This is a genomic window from Corallococcus sp. CA041A (genome assembly GCF_003612075.1).
Lineage (GTDB): Bacteria > Myxococcota > Myxococcia > Myxococcales > Myxococcaceae > Corallococcus > Corallococcus exiguus.
This window is the reverse complement of the sequence record NZ_RAWF01000074.1, coordinates 22,902-36,520: the sequence shown is the minus strand read 5'-3', so window position 1 is coordinate 36,520 and position 13,619 is coordinate 22,902. Positions and strand designations below refer to the sequence as shown.

The window sequence follows — 13,619 nt, the reverse complement described above, 5'->3', positions numbered from 1 at the left end:
GCTCATGTCGGTGCACTCACCAGGGGTGCTCAGCTCTTCCTTTCCCTGCAAGCTCAACCCTGCCCACGGGGCTGGCGGCCGCTCGGCCTCCAGCACCTTTCTTCAGATAATTAGGGACACCCCCTAGAGGAAGGGCATGACCGTCTTCCTCCGAGCCTCCTTCTGCGTGGGCGCCGCGCTGTTCCTGACGAACTGCGCGCACCGCTCCACCCCCGACACCTCCACGAAGGCGGAAGCGCTGCCCGCGCCCGACCCCAGCTTCAAGGTGGAGCGGTACAGCACGGTCGTCGGCTGGCCGGAAGGCAAGCGCCCCACGGCCCCGGAAGGCTTCGAGGTGACGCGCTACGCGGACGGCCTGCGCAACCCGCGCTGGACCTACGTGCTGCCCAACGGCGACGTGCTGGTGGCCGAGGCCAGCTCCGAGTTCAAGAGCGAGCAGGACAAGGATGAGTCCATCGAGTCCGGCAAGGTGCGCTCGCAGAACCTGGGCCACAGCGCCAACCGCATCACCCTGCTGCGCGACGCGGACCACGACGGTACGCCCGAGGTCCGCGAGGTGTTCCTGGAGGGCGTGAAGCAGCCGCTGGGCATGCTGCTGTTGGGCGACCGCTTCTACGTGGCCGGCACGGACGCCGTCTGGCGTTACCCATACACGGCCGGCGAGACGTCGCTGAAGGCCCCCGGTGAGAAGCTCCTGGAGCTGCCCGCGGGCGGCTACAACAACCACTGGACGCGCAACCTGCTGGCCAACGCGGACGGTTCGAAGCTCTACGTGTCCGTGGGCTCCGCGAGCAACGTGGCCGAGTACGGCCTGAAGGAGGAGGAGCGCCGCGCCAACATCCTGGAGATCAACCCGGACGGCACCGGCGAGCGCATCTACGCGAGCGGCCTGCGCAACCCCGTGGGCATGGGCTGGGCCCCGGGCACGCGCACGCTGTGGACGGCGGTGAACGAGCGCGACGACCTGGGCGAGGACCTGGTGCCGGACTACCTCACGCACGTGGAGGACGGCGGGTTCTACGGCTGGCCCTACGCGTACTTCGGAGCGAACGAAGACCCACGCATGGCGGGACAGCGGCCGGACCTGGTGGCGAAGACGCTGGTGCCGGACGTGCAACTGGGCTCCCACACCGCGTCGCTGGGCCTGGCGTTCTACGAGGCCCAGGCGTTCCCGGAGAAGTACCGGGGCGGCGCGTTCATCGGGCAGCACGGCTCGTGGAACCGCGCGGAGCTGTCTGGCTACAAGGTCGTGTTCGTGCCGTTCAAGGACGGGAAGCCCTCCGGTCCGCCGGAGGACTTCCTCACGGGATTCATCGCCGACGCGGCCCAGGCCCGCGTGCACGGCCGGCCGGTGGGCGTCACGGTGCTGCCGGACGGCGGGTTGCTGGTCGCGGATGACGCCAGCAACACGCTGTGGAAGGTGACCGCGAAGCGCTGAAGGGCAATGCCTAGCAGCCCATGCAGACCGGCCGGATGTTCTGCCAGTTGCCGCAGCCGTTGTCACCGCAGCACGTCTGGTAGAGCGTACCGCTCCGGCCGTAGGAGCCCTGCGGCCAGGAGCCGTCGCCGCCCACCTCGCGACACGCGGCGCAGGTCGAAGACCAGATGACCTGATCCGCCACATACTCGCCGATGGCACAGCTGGGCGTCTTGCCAATGCCCTGCTCCACCTGCGCCGCCTCACCGGCGGACGGCGACGCATCCTGCTCCGCTGCCGGGCCACAGGCGGAGAGGAGGCCCACGGAGAAGGTCGCCAAAACCAAATCACGGATCATGTTTCGCATGCAGGAGACTCCAGGTGACGGAGGCAGATATGCCTCGCGTCCCCGAAGTCCGGCAGAAAGCGATATCCTGCGCAACCGACACATTTGACTTTGACCCCGCTGTTCCTTTCCTGCCCCGGTGCTCGCAATGGCTCTCTTTCGTCCGCTGACGGTGTTCCCTTTCCTGACGCTGTGGAGTCTGTGTCTCGCCCTGGTCACGACGGCCGGTGCCTGCCGCTCCGAGAGCAAGGCGGAAGCTCCGCCCGCGCCCGTGGTGGCCGCCGCGCCGGAGCCGCCCACGGAGCTGCATGGCGTGGGCGGCGTCGAAGGCGAGGATGCCGCGTATGACCGCTCCCGGCAGCCCGCACGGTTCGTGGCCGCCCTGGGGCTCGCTCCGGGACAGCGGGTCGCGGACGTCGGGGCGGGGCTGGGGTACTTCACGCAGCGGCTCGCGGAGGCGGTGGGCCCCACGGGCCAGGTGGTCGCCACCGACATCAACGACGAAGCCATCCAGCGGCTCCGTGCGCGGGTGCTCGGACGCAAGAACATCGAGGTGCGGAAGGTGGCCCCGGAGGCGCCGGGGCTCGAAGCGGGCGCGTACGACCTGATCCTCCTCTCGGAGGTGGATCACTTCTTCGGGGACCGGGTGGACTACCTCACCCGGCTGCGTCCCGCGCTCACACCCCAGGGCCGCATCGCGGTGACGCACCTGAGGGCCATGCGCCCTCCGCTCGTCGCCGCCGCGCAGGCCACGGGCTACGTCATCGTCTCCGAGTACGACGACCTGCCGGCCCACTACCTGCTCTTCCTGCAGCCCGCCGTGAGCCCCTGACGCGGCCCCCAACCGTCCAGAACCCAGGCCTTCGCGCTCGCGAGCGTCCACTCCCCGGCACTCCCCGGGCCCCTGTCCGCCAACAGGACCGCCACACGCCAATGCGCGCCCTACCCTTCCGCCGCGCGAACTCAAACGGACGCGGCACGGTGCCGCGCATGGGGAGACAGAACGCCATGGGTATCAGCAAGGGCAGTGCGCAGTGGAACGGCGGGTTCAAGGACGGCAAGGGCTTGATGAAGCCCGGTCACGCCGCGGAGGTCCTCTTCTCGGTCGGCACCCGCTTCGAGGGACAGCAGGGCAGCAACCCGGAGGAGCTCATCGGCGCGGCGCTCTCCGGGTGCTTCTCCATGGCCCTGTCGGTGGGGCTGGAGAAAGCTGGCCTGAAGCCCACGCGCATCCAGACGAACGCGGACGTGCACCTGGACAAACAGGGCGACGGCTTCGCCATCACCACCATCGACCTCGTCACCGAGGCCACCATCCCCGGCGCCAACGACGCCCAGTTCCAGAAGATCGCCGAGGAGACCAAGAAGGGCTGCCCTGTCTCCAAGGCGCTCGGGGGCGTGAACATCACGCTGAAGGCGAAGCTCGCGACCTGACGGACCCTGGCCGGCCTTCAGCCGCCGGCGCACGCGTCGCGGCAGTCCTGCCGGCACGCGACGACCTCGGGCGTGTTGCCGACGCAGGTCGCGTAGCACTGGCTCAGGCACGGCGTGAGCTCATGCTCCGCCGCGCCGGGCGCCTCCCCGGCCGGGTCCTGCGCCTCGAACGGAGGGTCCTCCGCCGGAGGGGCATCCGCGGGGCCACAGGCCGCCAGGAGCCCTCCCGCCGCGGCCAGCAGCGCCAGCACCCATTTCCGTCGCATGCGCCACCCCATCCGCGGGAAGGTGAAGGCCCTATTCTAGCCGCGAAGGCGGGTGGAAGAATCCGGGCCCGTGGCCGATTCGTCCTCCAGGAGGTCTTCCGAGCAGGTGGGTGAGACGGACGATGTCACGGACGCGGTTCGGCGCGCGACGAGGGGGGAGTCGTCCGCCTTCAGCGAGCTATACCGTCGCACCCGCCCCTTGGTGGCCCGGCTGGTCGCGGGTTTCGGCACATTGGATCCCGACGAGGCGGAGGACGTCCTACAGGAGTCCTACGTACGGGCGTTCCGGGGGTTGCCCCAGCTGAAGTCAGCGGGGGCCTTCACCCCGTGGTTGTTGACCATCGCGCGCAACCGGGCGCGCACGCGGCTGGAGCGCCGCAACCTGCTCCAGCGGATGGAGGACGAACTGGCGGACCCGACACCGGAGACGGTGCCGGCCCTGCCGCCCACGCTCCAGGTGGAGAGGGACATCGAGGTGGTGCGGCGGCTCATCGCGGAGCTGCCCGAAGGCGAGGAGAAGAAGACCGTGCAGCTCTTCTACATCGAGGGTCAGCTCTCCGCGCGGGAGATCGCCGAACAGCTCGGCGTGGGCAAGAGCACGGTCACCATGCGGCTGGAGCGGTTTCGCGGGCGCATCAAGCGCGAGCTCCTCCAGCGGGTGCTCGCCGGACGGTGGGAATGAAGCGATGAGACATCTGGATGCCACCGCGATGGCCGAGCTCGCCGGGCGCGACCCCGCCGCCGTCGCCTGGTTCCGTGAGCACCTGGCCTCGCCCTGCGAGGTCTGTGAGACGTTCCTCGCCACACACGCGGATCCGCTCGACGGGCAAGCGGACGCGCTGCTCCTCGCGCTCGCACCCGAGAGGAAGACCGAAGCGGAAGTCGTCCCACTGCGGACACCGGCCCGCGCCCGCCGCTTCGCCCCGCCGCCAGGCCGGTACCTGGGATGGATGGCCGGCGCGATCGCGGCCTCCGTGCTGATGGTGGTGCTGGTGCCGCGGGTGAAGGGGCCCACGAAAGAGGCCACCGAGTGGACCGGTGTGAAGGGCCCGGGCCGCATCTCCCTGGAGCTGGCCGTGGTCGCGCGGAGCACCGACGGAGGCCTGCGCCGGCTGGACTCAGGCGCGGACGTCACCAGCGACGAGGTGCTGCTCCTGCGCTACCACGCCACGGAGTCCGGCACCGCGCTGCTCTACCAGCAGCGGGAGCAGCAGGCGCCAGAGCTGCTTGGCCGCTTCCCCCTGGCGGCGGGAACGCACGACCTGGAGGGGCCTGATGGCCTCGCGGGCGTGAGCCTCGATTCGGACGAGGGCCGGCTGGCGCTGGCGCTGGTGGCCTTCGCTCCCGGTGAGCCCGCAACGGAGCAGGACGCACTCGCCGCGCTCGCCGCGGACGGAAGCCCGGATGCACGCCCGGGGACCGTGGTGAGGTTCGACGTGCGGGTCCAATCCGGTCAGACTCAGGCCCCGTGAGGCGCCTGTTCTCCCTGCTGCTCGTCCTCCTCTGCGCCTGCGCGGGCCCGTCCGCCACGGCCGGAGACAAGGGCGGGCTCGTGCCGCTGCGGCTCGACGCTGCGGACCTGTCGCGCGCGTACACGCCCCGGCGGCTCGCGCTGCTCGTGGGCGTGTCGTCCTTCGATGATCCGCAGTGGCGCACCCTGCGCTTCTCCTCCAAGGACGCCAGCGACCTGGCGGCGGCACTGAAGGACCCCGCGCGAGGCCACTTCGATCAGGTGCGCGTCCTCACGCGCCCGGAGGAGACGACCCGCGACGCCATCCTCGCGGCGCTGCGCCAGCTGCGGCGTGAAGCCACCCGGCCCGACGACGTGGTGATGGTGTACCTGTCCGCGCACGGCACGCTTGCGCGCGACGGTCGTGGAGAGCTCACGCGCTACCTCGTCACACGAGACGCGTCCTACCGAGCCATCCCGCAGACGGCGCTCTCCATGGACGCGCTGAAGGCGGAGTTCGAACAGCTACCCAGCCGGCGGCGGCTGTTGGTGCTGGCCACCTGCCACAGCGGCAGCGGCAAGTCGCTGCTGCCCCACGAGTTGGAGGTGGAGCTCGCGGGCATCAAGTCCGGCTTCTACGCGCGTCCCCTGGAGGAGTCGTCCCGGGCCTCCATGGTGTTCGCCGCCAGCGACTGGGGCGAGACAGCGCGCGAGGACGAAGGCCTGCGCAACGACATCTACACGTACTTCCTCATCGAGGGCCTGGGCGGAGCGGCGGACCGCAACGCGGACGGCGCCGTCACCGCCACGGAGGCGCACGACTATTCGCGCCGCCGCACCTTCGCCTTCACGGAGGGCCGCCAGCGACCGTCCGCCGAGATCATGGAGGTGGGAGCGGATCCGGTCATCCTCGCCGGCCGCATCGACCGCACGGGCCAACCGGAGCTCTTCTCCTACAACCCACGCCTGGACGGCTTCCTGCTCAAGGTGGACGGCGAGCCGCGACTGGAACTGCCAGGAGGCGCCGCGGTAGGCCCGGGCCGGCGCACGGTGGAGCTCACCAAGGGCGACGCCGTGCTCGTGCGGCGCGAAGTGGACGTGGCCCGAGGCGAGCGCCTGCCGCTGGAGCGACTGCTGTCGGACGCCATCCCGCGCCGCGCGTTGTCGCTCGTGGGCGGGATGATGTCCTTCGCGGACGGCAGGAGCCGGCGCGAGCTGTTGCCCGCCGCGCCCCAGGTGGGCGTGGTGCTGCGGCTGGAGGACCTGCCGCTCCAGAACCTGGGCCTGATGGTGGACATGGGTCTGGGACGCGGGCGCGAGAAGCTCCAGGTGGCGCCCGGCAGCGAGGTGCCCTTTGGCTACACCACGCTCACGCTGGGCGCGGCGGTGCCGTACCTGTGGCGATGGGAGCGATTGACGCTGTTCGCGGGTCCACGTGTGGCCGCGCTGTACCTGGGCAGGTCTTTCGACGTGGAGGCCTATTCGGGAGGCCAGCGCTACTTCACCGTCAGCCCCGGTGTGGTGGGCGGACTGGCGTGGCGACTGGGGGAGCGATTGGAGCTCACCGCACAGGGCCACGGGATGCTGACGTACGTGGTGGTGGACGGACAGGGACAGGCCGTGGGCTTCATCGGCGGAAACGCCGGCGTGGGATACCGCTTCTGATGCGCCTCCAATCCTTGTTCCTGACGCTGTCGTCGCTCGGCCTCCTGGGCGCGTGCGGAAGCCTGGACAACGAGCCCTTCCGCGCGGGCACCGTGCGAGGCCGGCTCACGGAGTTCGACCCCGCCGTCGCGCTGGTGTCCGTGGTGGGCGCGCCCGGCGTGCGCAGCGGAGTGGACACGCAAGGCCGCTTCACGCTGGAGGACGTGCCCGCGGGCCCGGCGGAGCTCTTCGTCGTGGCTACCGGGGAACTGGCCGCGCGAGTGCCGCTCACCGTGCAGGGAGGCCAGTCCGTGGACATTGCGGACGTCTCGCCGCGCACCGCCGGCACCTTCTTCGTGAAGTTCCATGTCCGGGGCAACCGGAAGCTGATGGACGCGAAGGCCATCGTGGACGGCACGCCCATCGAAGCCTCCGGGCTCGACGACAAGTCACCCCACCGTCTGGGGCCGCTGCCAGAAGGTTGTTACGGCGTGAGCGCCTCCGCGCCCGGCTTCGCCTCCACGTCCGTCCAGGACTGCGTGGACGAGGGCAAGCAGACGGTGCTGAACGTGGAACTCATCCCCGAGGGCTCCTCGGGCGAGGAGCGCTGCGCATTCGCGGGCTGTGCCGATGACAGCCATGCCGCGATGGATGGCCGCGACGTCGAAAACTCCGACGAAAGCCATTGAACGACATCGCCAGGCCGCGGCGTCGTCCGCTGTGAATCAAGCTTTCCGCAAAGCCACACATATCCAGACCGTGCGTGCCTCGCACTTCGCCGCCCGTCTGGAGTTGTGGCCACACCGCGATTCTCCGGGTCTTTCTGACAACGAGGCACTCCGCTCCCCGAGCGGCCCCCCACCGCCTCGTTTCACAGGAGGATGACCATGCGTATCCCGACCGCTCGCTCTTCCGCGGCATGGATGGTGTTGTGCGCGACGATGCTGTCCCTGGGCTGCGGAGGCCCCACGGAGGCGGAGGATCCGTCGCTCGTCTCGGGCGATGACAACCTGGGCGGCGCCGCCGGAGAAGCGCCCGCCGCGGACGGCGGCACCGCGCCGGGAGGCAACACGGGTATCACCATCTGCCACATTCCGCCCGGCAACCCCGCCAACGCGCACAGCATCACGGTGGGCGTGCCCGCGGTGGCCGCGCACCTGCGCCATGACGACACGGTGGGCGCCTGCGACGACGAACCGCCCACGGACGGTGGCACCAGCGAGCCCGACGCGGGCACGACGGACGGCGGCTCGGGTGGCGGCATCGACGCCGGTCCCCAGTGCATCCCCGAAGGCGGCGAGTGCTCCACCGAGGGCGACGAGACCTGCTGCAATTCGCTGTCGTGCCAGGAAGGCGGATGCTGGCCCGTCATCGGCTGAGCAAGCGCCGTGGCCGGTCCGGACGCGGGAGGGTCTCCTCCCGCATTCATCCCTGACTCCAACAAAGGCTTACAAATGAAGACCCTGCGACACCTGACCTCCACCCTGCTGATGACCACGGGGCTCCTGTTCCTCGCTGCCTGCGGCGACAGCGGCAAGGCCCACGTCACCCTGAAGCTGACCGACGCCCCGGGCGACGGCATCGAGAAGGCCGTGGTGACCATCTCGAAGGTCTACTTGAAGGGCAGCGTGGAAGGAGAAGACGGCAAGGGAGACGTGGTGCTCCTGAGCGAGCCCGTCACCACCGACCTGCTCACGCTGGCCAATGACACCGCGGACCTGGTGAAGGACGCGGAGGTGCCGCCCGGCACGTACAAGGAGCTGCGCTTCGTCATCACCGGCGGCTACATCCAGGTGAAGCAGGACGGCGCCAGCCGCATCTTCGCCACCTCCGCCAACTACGAGGGCCTGCCCGACGGGGCCCAGGTGGACGGCGACCTGCACATGCCGAGCGCCAGCAGCTCCGGCCTCAAGGTGAAGTTCGACAAGGACGCGGACGTCACCATCACCAGCGATGACGACCAGAAGGTCATCCTGGTGGACTTCGACGTGGCGCAGAGCTTCGGCAAGGAGGCCGGCAACTCCGGCAAGTGGGTCATGCGGCCCATCATCAAGGGCGCGGACATGGAGTTCTCCGGCAACGTGGAGGTGACGTTGGAGGCGGGCAGCGTGTCCCTGCCCATGGGCTTCCCGCAGCTGGGCAGCTTCTCCGCGGTGCTCATCAACGCCGACGGCAGCCGCGAGACGCTGTCCTTCAGCGCCAGCACGGCCACCCGCTACGTGGCGGACTTCAAGTACCTGCTGCCCGGCACCTACCAGGTGGACCTGGTGGCGCCCGCGGGCGTGTCCTTCACCACGGACATCGCGCGCCCGGCGACCGCGACGGTCAGCTCGGGCGCGGAGTCCGACGTGCACTTCGTCCTGACGTCCTTCGACGTCGAGTAGCAACTCCGGGGTTCAGGCCGCCTTCTCGCCCTGCGCCTGGGCGGCCTGGACCTCGAGGGCGATTTCAATCTTCTCGCCCACCAGCACGCCGCCCGCTTCCAGGGCCTGGTTCCACGTCAGGCCGAAGTCACTGCGGTTGATGGTCGTCTTCGCCTCGAACGCGGCCTTGGTGTTGCCCCACGGATCCTTGGCGATGCCCAGCTGCTCGGCCTCCAGGACGACCTCGCGGCTGATGCCGCGGATGGAGAGCTGACCCGTCACCTTCAGGTGCTTGCCGGAGGGCTCCACCTTCGTGCTCTGGAAGGTGATGGCCGGGAACTTCTCCACGTCGAAGAAGTCCGGCGAGCGCAGGTGGTTGTCGCGCTGGTCAACGCCAGTGCTGATGCTCGCCGACTCGATGGAGACGGAGACCGCCGAGGCCGCCGGGTTCGCGTCATCCAGGGTGATGGTGCCGCCGAACTTCGTGAAGCTGCCGCGAACCTTCGCGACGACCATGTGGCGGACGCTGAAGTGGATGCCCGTGTGCGTGGTGTCGATGTTCCAGGAGGTGGTGGCCATGGTCGTCTTCCTTGTCGTGTGCGCCGCGGCAGCGGCGGTGTGTTTCAACGAGGCGTAAGGTAGCGGCCCCCCACGTTCCCGATTAGACGGGACGGACAGGATGCACTGTTCCACGGCTGGAACAGTCCTGCGCCTGCACGAGGGATGGGCCATGGACCTCAACGAACTCCTCATCTTCGCCCGGGTGGTTCAAGCGGGCAGCTTCACGGCGGCGGCGAAGGCGCTGCGCATGCCCAAGTCCACCGTGAGCCGCAAGGTGTCCGAGCTGGAGGAGCGAGTGGGCGCGCAGCTGCTCCAGCGCACCACGCGCACGCTGCACCTGACGGAGGTGGGCCGCGCGTACTACGCGCACTGCGAGCGCATCGTCGCGGAAGCGGAGGCCGCGGAGCTGGCGGTGACGCGCCTGCAAGCGGGGCCGTACGGCCTGCTGCGCGTGACCACGCCCCTGTCCGTCCATTTCCTCGCGCCACTGGTGGCGCGCTTCATGGAGAAGTACCCGGACGTGCAGGTGGAGCTGCTCTGCACGGACCGCGCGGTGGACCTGTTGGAGGAGGGCTTCGACCTGGCGGTGCGCGCCGGCCGGCTGCCGGACTCGTCGCTGATGGCACGGCGGCTGGGGGACATCGAGTGGCTCGTGGTGGCCGCGCCCGGCTATCTCCAGGCGCGGGGTGCACCGAAGACGCCAGCGGACCTGGCGAAGCACGACTGCCTCTTCTTCGGCAAGTCGGTGCAGGGAAACGTCTGGACGCTGCACGCGGGCGGGCGCTCCGTCGAAGTGAAGGTCTCCGGGCGGCTGGTGGTGAACGAGCCGGACATGCTGCGCGCGGTGACGTCATTGGGCGCCGGGGTGGCGCTCATCCCGGGCCAGCAATGCATCGAGGACCTGGCGTCCGGGCGGCTCCAGCGCGTGCTGCCGGACTGGAGCTCCACGGGCGCGCCGGTGCACGCCGTCTACCCGCCCACGCGCCATCACGTGCCCAAGGTGATGGCCTTTGTAGAGGTGCTGCGCGAGCACTGGCCCCACAACCAGGAAGCCTTCAAGCGAGCGAAGCGCTGAGACAGTGCCGGCGTTTCGTTCCGCGGATGGAACGATGTGTCCCGAGGTTCGTGTCTGGCCAGGTGGCTTTCGGAAGCGCATGTTGTGTCTCGAAAGGAAGCACACACCATGATGAACGTTCGCCCTTCCGAAGCACGCGGTCACGCCAACCACGGCTGGCTGGATTCGCATCACACCTTCTCGTTCGCGAGCTACTTCGACCCCGAGAACATGGGCTTCCGCTCCCTGCGCGTCATCAACGAGGACCGCGTGCAGTCTGGCGAGGGCTTCGACACGCACCCGCACCGGGACATGGAGATCATCACCTACCCGCTGAGCGGCGCCATCGCGCACCGTGACAGCACGGGAGGCCAGGGGCTCCTGCGAGCCGGAGAGGTGCAGCGCATGACGGCCGGCACGGGCGTGATGCACAGCGAGATGAACGGCTCCAACGAGGACGTCCACTTCCTGCAGATCTGGATCATCCCGGAGAAGAAGGGCCTGAAGCCGGAGTATGAGCAGAAGTTCTTCCCGGAGAAGGACCGGCAGGGACGCTGGCGCGTGGTGGCCAGCCCGGACGCCCGAGACGGCAGCCTCACCGTGCACCAGGACGTGCTGCTCAGCAGCACGCTGCTGAGCCCGGGAGAGAAGGCGGAGTACACGCTGCCCAAGGGGCGCCACGCCTGGGTGCAGATCGCCAGGGGCACGGGCACGCTGAACGGAGTGGCCCTGAAGGCCGGTGACGGAGTCGCCGTGTCCGACGAGTCGAGCCTCGTGCTCACCGCCTCCGAGCCGCTGGAGGCCCTGCTGTTCGACCTGGCCTGATGCGCCGGCCACGAAGAAGGCCCCCGGATCCCTGAGTGGATCCGGGGGCCTTGTCGTTTCTACGGAGTGAACGAAGTGGTGTTGGGAACGGGAGGGATGGAGACGACCTGGCCGTACACCAGCGTGTTGCCCGTCACGGTGCCGGTGGCGTTGAGCTTCGTCGAGTCCAACAGCGTTCCCCGGATGCCTTGCGCGTTGAACGTGCAAGGGGACGAGGACGAGCAGTCATAGGCGACAAGCTTCGCGCCGTTGCTGGAGTACACGGCGATGTCCTTCGCGGTGGTGGTACCGGTGTGCATGAAGAAGTGGCCGTCGCGAGGCTGGTAGCTGCTGACGTTTTCGACGCGAGGGCCCGGCGTGACGGACTGCCACAGCCGGAAGTTGCGTTTGCACTCAGCGGCGACGGTGTTGCGGATGAGCATGTTGCGCACCTTGGTGTCGACACACCCGTCCTCGCTGCCGCGGAAGTAGCTGTCCTCCAGGACGACGTCGCTGGCGGAGCTCTCCCCGTCGATGCCGTCTCCTTGGGTGTAGCCCGTCTGCATGCCGGTGACGTTCATCACCGTGGCCCGGCGCAGGGTGACGTGGTTCGTGGTGTCGCAGAGGGCGATGCCCACGGGGTAGTCACTCCCCTGCCCGCCAATCTGGTCCGGCTCCATGTCGACGTAGACGTCCTCGACGAGAGACTGGCTGGTGCCGGAGGCGAGGAAGATCCCGCCGCGAGTGAACTGGAGGATCATCGCGTCGCGAATGGTGAGGTCGGTGAAGACGGTGGAACTGGAGCGCTCCACGTCCACGCAGGTGGCCACGTTCTCCGCGCGGAACTGGCTAAGCGTGACATGAGCCACGGAAGTCGCGGCCTTGAAGCTGAAACAAGTGCCCACGTGGCGGAACTCCAGGTTGTGGAACACGAGGTTGCTGGCCATCACCGTGAAGGCCACGGGCCCCGTCTTCGCGCGAGTCGAGGCCTGGAAGGTGGACTGGAACACGGGCCGGCCCGCCACGCCCCTGATGGTGACGGGAGCACCCAGGGAGCCGCCCTGGGACACGGTGGTGCCGGTGCCGTAGGTGCCCCCGTGGATGCACACCAGGCCGCCGGGGCCCACCGCCTGGATGAAGGCGTTGAGGTTGGAGAGCGTGCCCGCCGTCTGCGCCGTCAGGCCGTCCTTGGAGCCCGCGCCGCTGACGGTGATGTGGCGGACGGAGGAGCCGGAGCACTCGTCCGCGGTGGGAGTGGAGGACAGGCCGTTCGAGTACCCGGAGGTCGTGTCCCCCGTGGAGCCCTTGATGCGAACGTGGAACTCGTACTTCGTGCCATTGGAGAGGCCGGTGACGGCGTAGGTCGTGGAAGTACCCGCCCCCCGGTACACCCAGGAGCCGGAGCCCACACGGAACCGTACCTGGTAGCCCTGGGTGCCCGTCGGGCCCGCGGTCCACTTCAAGGTCACCTGCCGTTGCCGGGGACGACTTCGAGCAGCGTCGGGGCAGCCAGGGCCGCCTGGGAGACCTCGCCGGTCTCATCCAGGTCCGGAGTCAAGCCCTCCTGAGGACCACAAGAAAGGGACAGCAGGAAGGCGCCGGCAAAACACAGCACACGGTGTCGAGCGAAGGCGAATTTCTTCATTTCCCCGTTTTATCAGGGGTCCCACTGGATACGGTAGGAGCAGGCATGTCCGTCGAAGTCGAACGGCTCCACCCGGAGGTTCCGGGCCCCGGCCTTGGCCAGGCCAGCCTCGATAATGCCGCGCAGGTAGCCGGGGCTCCCGTTGCACTCGGAAACGCGGATGATGTGGTGCGCAACGCCCTGGGTCTCCAGCTCGGTCTGCAGGTAGTTGTTCACGGTGGCGAAGCTCTCCTGGATGCGGACGACGACGCGCTCCGGTCCGAAGATGGGCCACATCGCGACGAGCGCCTTGCCGAGCAACGTCTGCTCCACGCCCTGGATGAGCCCCGCGCCCAGGCGCCGGTAGGCTTCGTCTGTATCGACGTCCGGGTAGAGTTCCCGTGAGGTGATGCGCAGCGCCTCCGCGAAGACAACCCGGGGCGTGTTGCGAGGAATGGGTGCGTCCAGGTCCAGGCCGGCCTGCTTCAACTGGTTCTTCAGCTCCGGAGTGAGCCGCCGACCAATGGAGCGGAAGAGCCCTTCAATCGTGTGACGATAGACAACCTGTTCGGCCATGAATCCGTCCGAGGGTCGGATGTAATTGCGCGCAGCCCTAACGGCAGCTCACGGCAATGTCATCACGAACGAGCGAGCGA

17 protein-coding genes are annotated in these 13,619 nt (G+C 68.9%); 11 read left to right on the top strand and 6 right to left on the bottom strand.

The window, feature by feature from the left end:
- Window positions 1-136: 136 nt before the first annotated feature.
- Window positions 137-1,438 carry a sorbosone dehydrogenase family protein gene (locus D7V77_RS15650; RefSeq protein ID WP_120577094.1) on the top strand — a complete coding sequence of 434 codons (1,302 nt, stop codon included), beginning with the start codon at window positions 137-139 and terminating at the stop codon, window positions 1,436-1,438.
- A gap of 10 nt (window positions 1,439-1,448) precedes the next feature.
- Here the strand turns inward: D7V77_RS15650 and D7V77_RS15645 are convergent, their stop codons facing one another.
- Window positions 1,449-1,784, bottom strand: a complete 336-nt coding sequence (locus tag D7V77_RS15645) for a hypothetical protein (RefSeq protein ID WP_126934810.1) — start codon at window positions 1,782-1,784, stop codon at window positions 1,449-1,451.
- A 127-nt stretch (window positions 1,785-1,911) separates the two neighbouring features.
- Here D7V77_RS15645 and D7V77_RS15640 point away from each other — a divergent pair, with 127 nt between their 5' ends.
- Together D7V77_RS15640 and D7V77_RS15635 are read left to right on the top strand one after the other, a co-directional pair.
- A complete protein-coding gene (locus tag D7V77_RS15640) occupies window positions 1,912-2,595 on the top strand; it encodes a class I SAM-dependent methyltransferase (RefSeq protein WP_120577092.1) in 684 nt (227 codons plus the stop codon).
- Window positions 2,596-2,771: 176 nt separating this feature from the next.
- On the top strand, window positions 2,772-3,197 hold the full coding sequence (locus tag D7V77_RS15635) for an OsmC family peroxiredoxin (RefSeq protein WP_120577091.1): 426 nt from the start codon (window positions 2,772-2,774) through the stop codon (window positions 3,195-3,197).
- A 17-nt stretch (window positions 3,198-3,214) separates the two neighbouring features.
- On the opposite strand, the gene D7V77_RS15630 is transcribed toward D7V77_RS15635, so the two are convergent.
- A complete protein-coding gene (locus D7V77_RS15630) occupies window positions 3,215-3,463 on the bottom strand; it encodes a hypothetical protein (protein WP_120577090.1) in 249 nt (82 codons plus the stop codon).
- Between the two features lie 106 nt (window positions 3,464-3,569).
- On the opposite strand from D7V77_RS15630, the gene D7V77_RS15625 reads away from it, so the two are divergent.
- The 6 genes from D7V77_RS15625 to D7V77_RS15600 all read left to right on the top strand — a co-directional run bounded on the left by D7V77_RS15625 (window position 3,570) and on the right by D7V77_RS15600 (window position 8,941).
- Window positions 3,570-4,145: an RNA polymerase sigma factor gene (locus tag D7V77_RS15625; protein WP_120577089.1), complete on the top strand. Its 576-nt coding sequence runs from the start codon at window positions 3,570-3,572 to the stop codon at window positions 4,143-4,145.
- Between the two features lie 4 nt (window positions 4,146-4,149).
- Window positions 4,150-4,935: a hypothetical protein gene (locus D7V77_RS15620; protein WP_120577088.1), complete on the top strand. Its 786-nt coding sequence runs from the start codon at window positions 4,150-4,152 to the stop codon at window positions 4,933-4,935.
- Window positions 4,932-6,578, top strand: a complete 1,647-nt coding sequence (locus D7V77_RS15615) for a caspase family protein (protein WP_120577087.1) — start codon at window positions 4,932-4,934, stop codon at window positions 6,576-6,578. The genes D7V77_RS15620 and D7V77_RS15615 overlap by 4 nt, the downstream gene beginning before the upstream one ends.
- The gene (locus D7V77_RS15610; protein ID WP_120577086.1) at window positions 6,578-7,246 is read left to right on the top strand and encodes a carboxypeptidase-like regulatory domain-containing protein; all 669 of its coding nucleotides are present in this window, start codon (window positions 6,578-6,580) and stop codon (window positions 7,244-7,246) included. Before D7V77_RS15615 ends, D7V77_RS15610 begins: the two co-directional genes overlap by 1 nt.
- A gap of 198 nt (window positions 7,247-7,444) precedes the next feature.
- Window positions 7,445-7,936, top strand: a complete 492-nt coding sequence (locus D7V77_RS15605; RefSeq protein ID WP_120577095.1) for a hypothetical protein — start codon at window positions 7,445-7,447, stop codon at window positions 7,934-7,936.
- Window positions 7,937-8,011: 75 nt separating this feature from the next.
- Window positions 8,012-8,941 carry a DUF4382 domain-containing protein gene (locus tag D7V77_RS15600; RefSeq protein ID WP_120577085.1) on the top strand — a complete coding sequence of 310 codons (930 nt, stop codon included), beginning with the start codon at window positions 8,012-8,014 and terminating at the stop codon, window positions 8,939-8,941.
- A gap of 12 nt (window positions 8,942-8,953) precedes the next feature.
- Here the strand turns inward: D7V77_RS15600 and D7V77_RS15595 are convergent, their stop codons facing one another.
- A complete protein-coding gene (locus D7V77_RS15595; RefSeq protein WP_120577084.1) occupies window positions 8,954-9,499 on the bottom strand; it encodes a YceI family protein in 546 nt (181 codons plus the stop codon).
- A 151-nt stretch (window positions 9,500-9,650) separates the two neighbouring features.
- Here D7V77_RS15595 and D7V77_RS15590 point away from each other — a divergent pair, with 151 nt between their 5' ends.
- Both D7V77_RS15590 and D7V77_RS15585 read left to right on the top strand, forming a co-directional pair.
- Window positions 9,651-10,556, top strand: coding sequence for a LysR family transcriptional regulator (locus tag D7V77_RS15590; RefSeq protein WP_120577083.1), 906 nt, complete (start codon window positions 9,651-9,653; stop codon window positions 10,554-10,556).
- A 108-nt stretch (window positions 10,557-10,664) separates the two neighbouring features.
- A complete protein-coding gene (locus D7V77_RS15585; protein ID WP_120577082.1) occupies window positions 10,665-11,360 on the top strand; it encodes a pirin family protein in 696 nt (231 codons plus the stop codon).
- A gap of 59 nt (window positions 11,361-11,419) precedes the next feature.
- Here D7V77_RS15585 and D7V77_RS15580 read toward each other — a convergent pair whose 3' ends face one another.
- Genes D7V77_RS15580 through D7V77_RS15575 form a run of 3 tightly spaced genes read right to left on the bottom strand, consistent with a single transcriptional unit; the run spans window position 11,420 to window position 13,539 of the window.
- Window positions 11,420-12,802, bottom strand: coding sequence for a fibronectin type III domain-containing protein (locus D7V77_RS15580; RefSeq protein WP_158624409.1), 1,383 nt, complete (start codon window positions 12,800-12,802; stop codon window positions 11,420-11,422).
- Window positions 12,803-12,804: 2 nt separating this feature from the next.
- Window positions 12,805-12,984, bottom strand: coding sequence for a hypothetical protein (locus D7V77_RS43270; protein ID WP_147452071.1), 180 nt, complete (start codon window positions 12,982-12,984; stop codon window positions 12,805-12,807).
- 12 nt (window positions 12,985-12,996) lie between these two features.
- Window positions 12,997-13,539, bottom strand: coding sequence for a DUF2378 family protein (locus D7V77_RS15575; protein ID WP_120577080.1), 543 nt, complete (start codon window positions 13,537-13,539; stop codon window positions 12,997-12,999).
- Window positions 13,540-13,619: the final 80 nt, after the last annotated feature.

Bases quoted from the DNA above. Each gene is read 5' to 3' on its own strand.
- D7V77_RS15650 (WP_120577094.1), top strand. From the start codon at position 137: ATGACCGTCTTCCTCCGAGCCTCCTTCTGCGTGGGCGCCGCGCTGTTC.
- D7V77_RS15645 (WP_126934810.1), bottom strand. From the start codon at position 1,784: ATGCGAAACATGATCCGTGATTTGGTTTTGGCGACCTTCTCCGTGGGC.
- D7V77_RS15640 (WP_120577092.1), top strand. From the start codon at position 1,912: ATGGCTCTCTTTCGTCCGCTGACGGTGTTCCCTTTCCTGACGCTGTGG.
- D7V77_RS15635 (WP_120577091.1), top strand. From the start codon at position 2,772: ATGGGTATCAGCAAGGGCAGTGCGCAGTGGAACGGCGGGTTCAAGGAC.
- D7V77_RS15630 (WP_120577090.1), bottom strand. From the start codon at position 3,463: ATGCGACGGAAATGGGTGCTGGCGCTGCTGGCCGCGGCGGGAGGGCTC.
- D7V77_RS15620 (WP_120577088.1), top strand. From the start codon at position 4,150: ATGAGACATCTGGATGCCACCGCGATGGCCGAGCTCGCCGGGCGCGAC.
- D7V77_RS15610 (WP_120577086.1), top strand. From the start codon at position 6,578: ATGCGCCTCCAATCCTTGTTCCTGACGCTGTCGTCGCTCGGCCTCCTG.
- D7V77_RS15605 (WP_120577095.1), top strand. From the start codon at position 7,445: ATGCGTATCCCGACCGCTCGCTCTTCCGCGGCATGGATGGTGTTGTGC.
- D7V77_RS15600 (WP_120577085.1), top strand. From the start codon at position 8,012: ATGAAGACCCTGCGACACCTGACCTCCACCCTGCTGATGACCACGGGG.
- D7V77_RS15595 (WP_120577084.1), bottom strand. From the start codon at position 9,499: ATGGCCACCACCTCCTGGAACATCGACACCACGCACACGGGCATCCAC.
- D7V77_RS15590 (WP_120577083.1), top strand. From the start codon at position 9,651: ATGGACCTCAACGAACTCCTCATCTTCGCCCGGGTGGTTCAAGCGGGC.
- D7V77_RS15585 (WP_120577082.1), top strand. From the start codon at position 10,665: ATGATGAACGTTCGCCCTTCCGAAGCACGCGGTCACGCCAACCACGGC.
- D7V77_RS43270 (WP_147452071.1), bottom strand. From the start codon at position 12,984: ATGAAGAAATTCGCCTTCGCTCGACACCGTGTGCTGTGTTTTGCCGGC.
- D7V77_RS15575 (WP_120577080.1), bottom strand. From the start codon at position 13,539: ATGGCCGAACAGGTTGTCTATCGTCACACGATTGAAGGGCTCTTCCGC.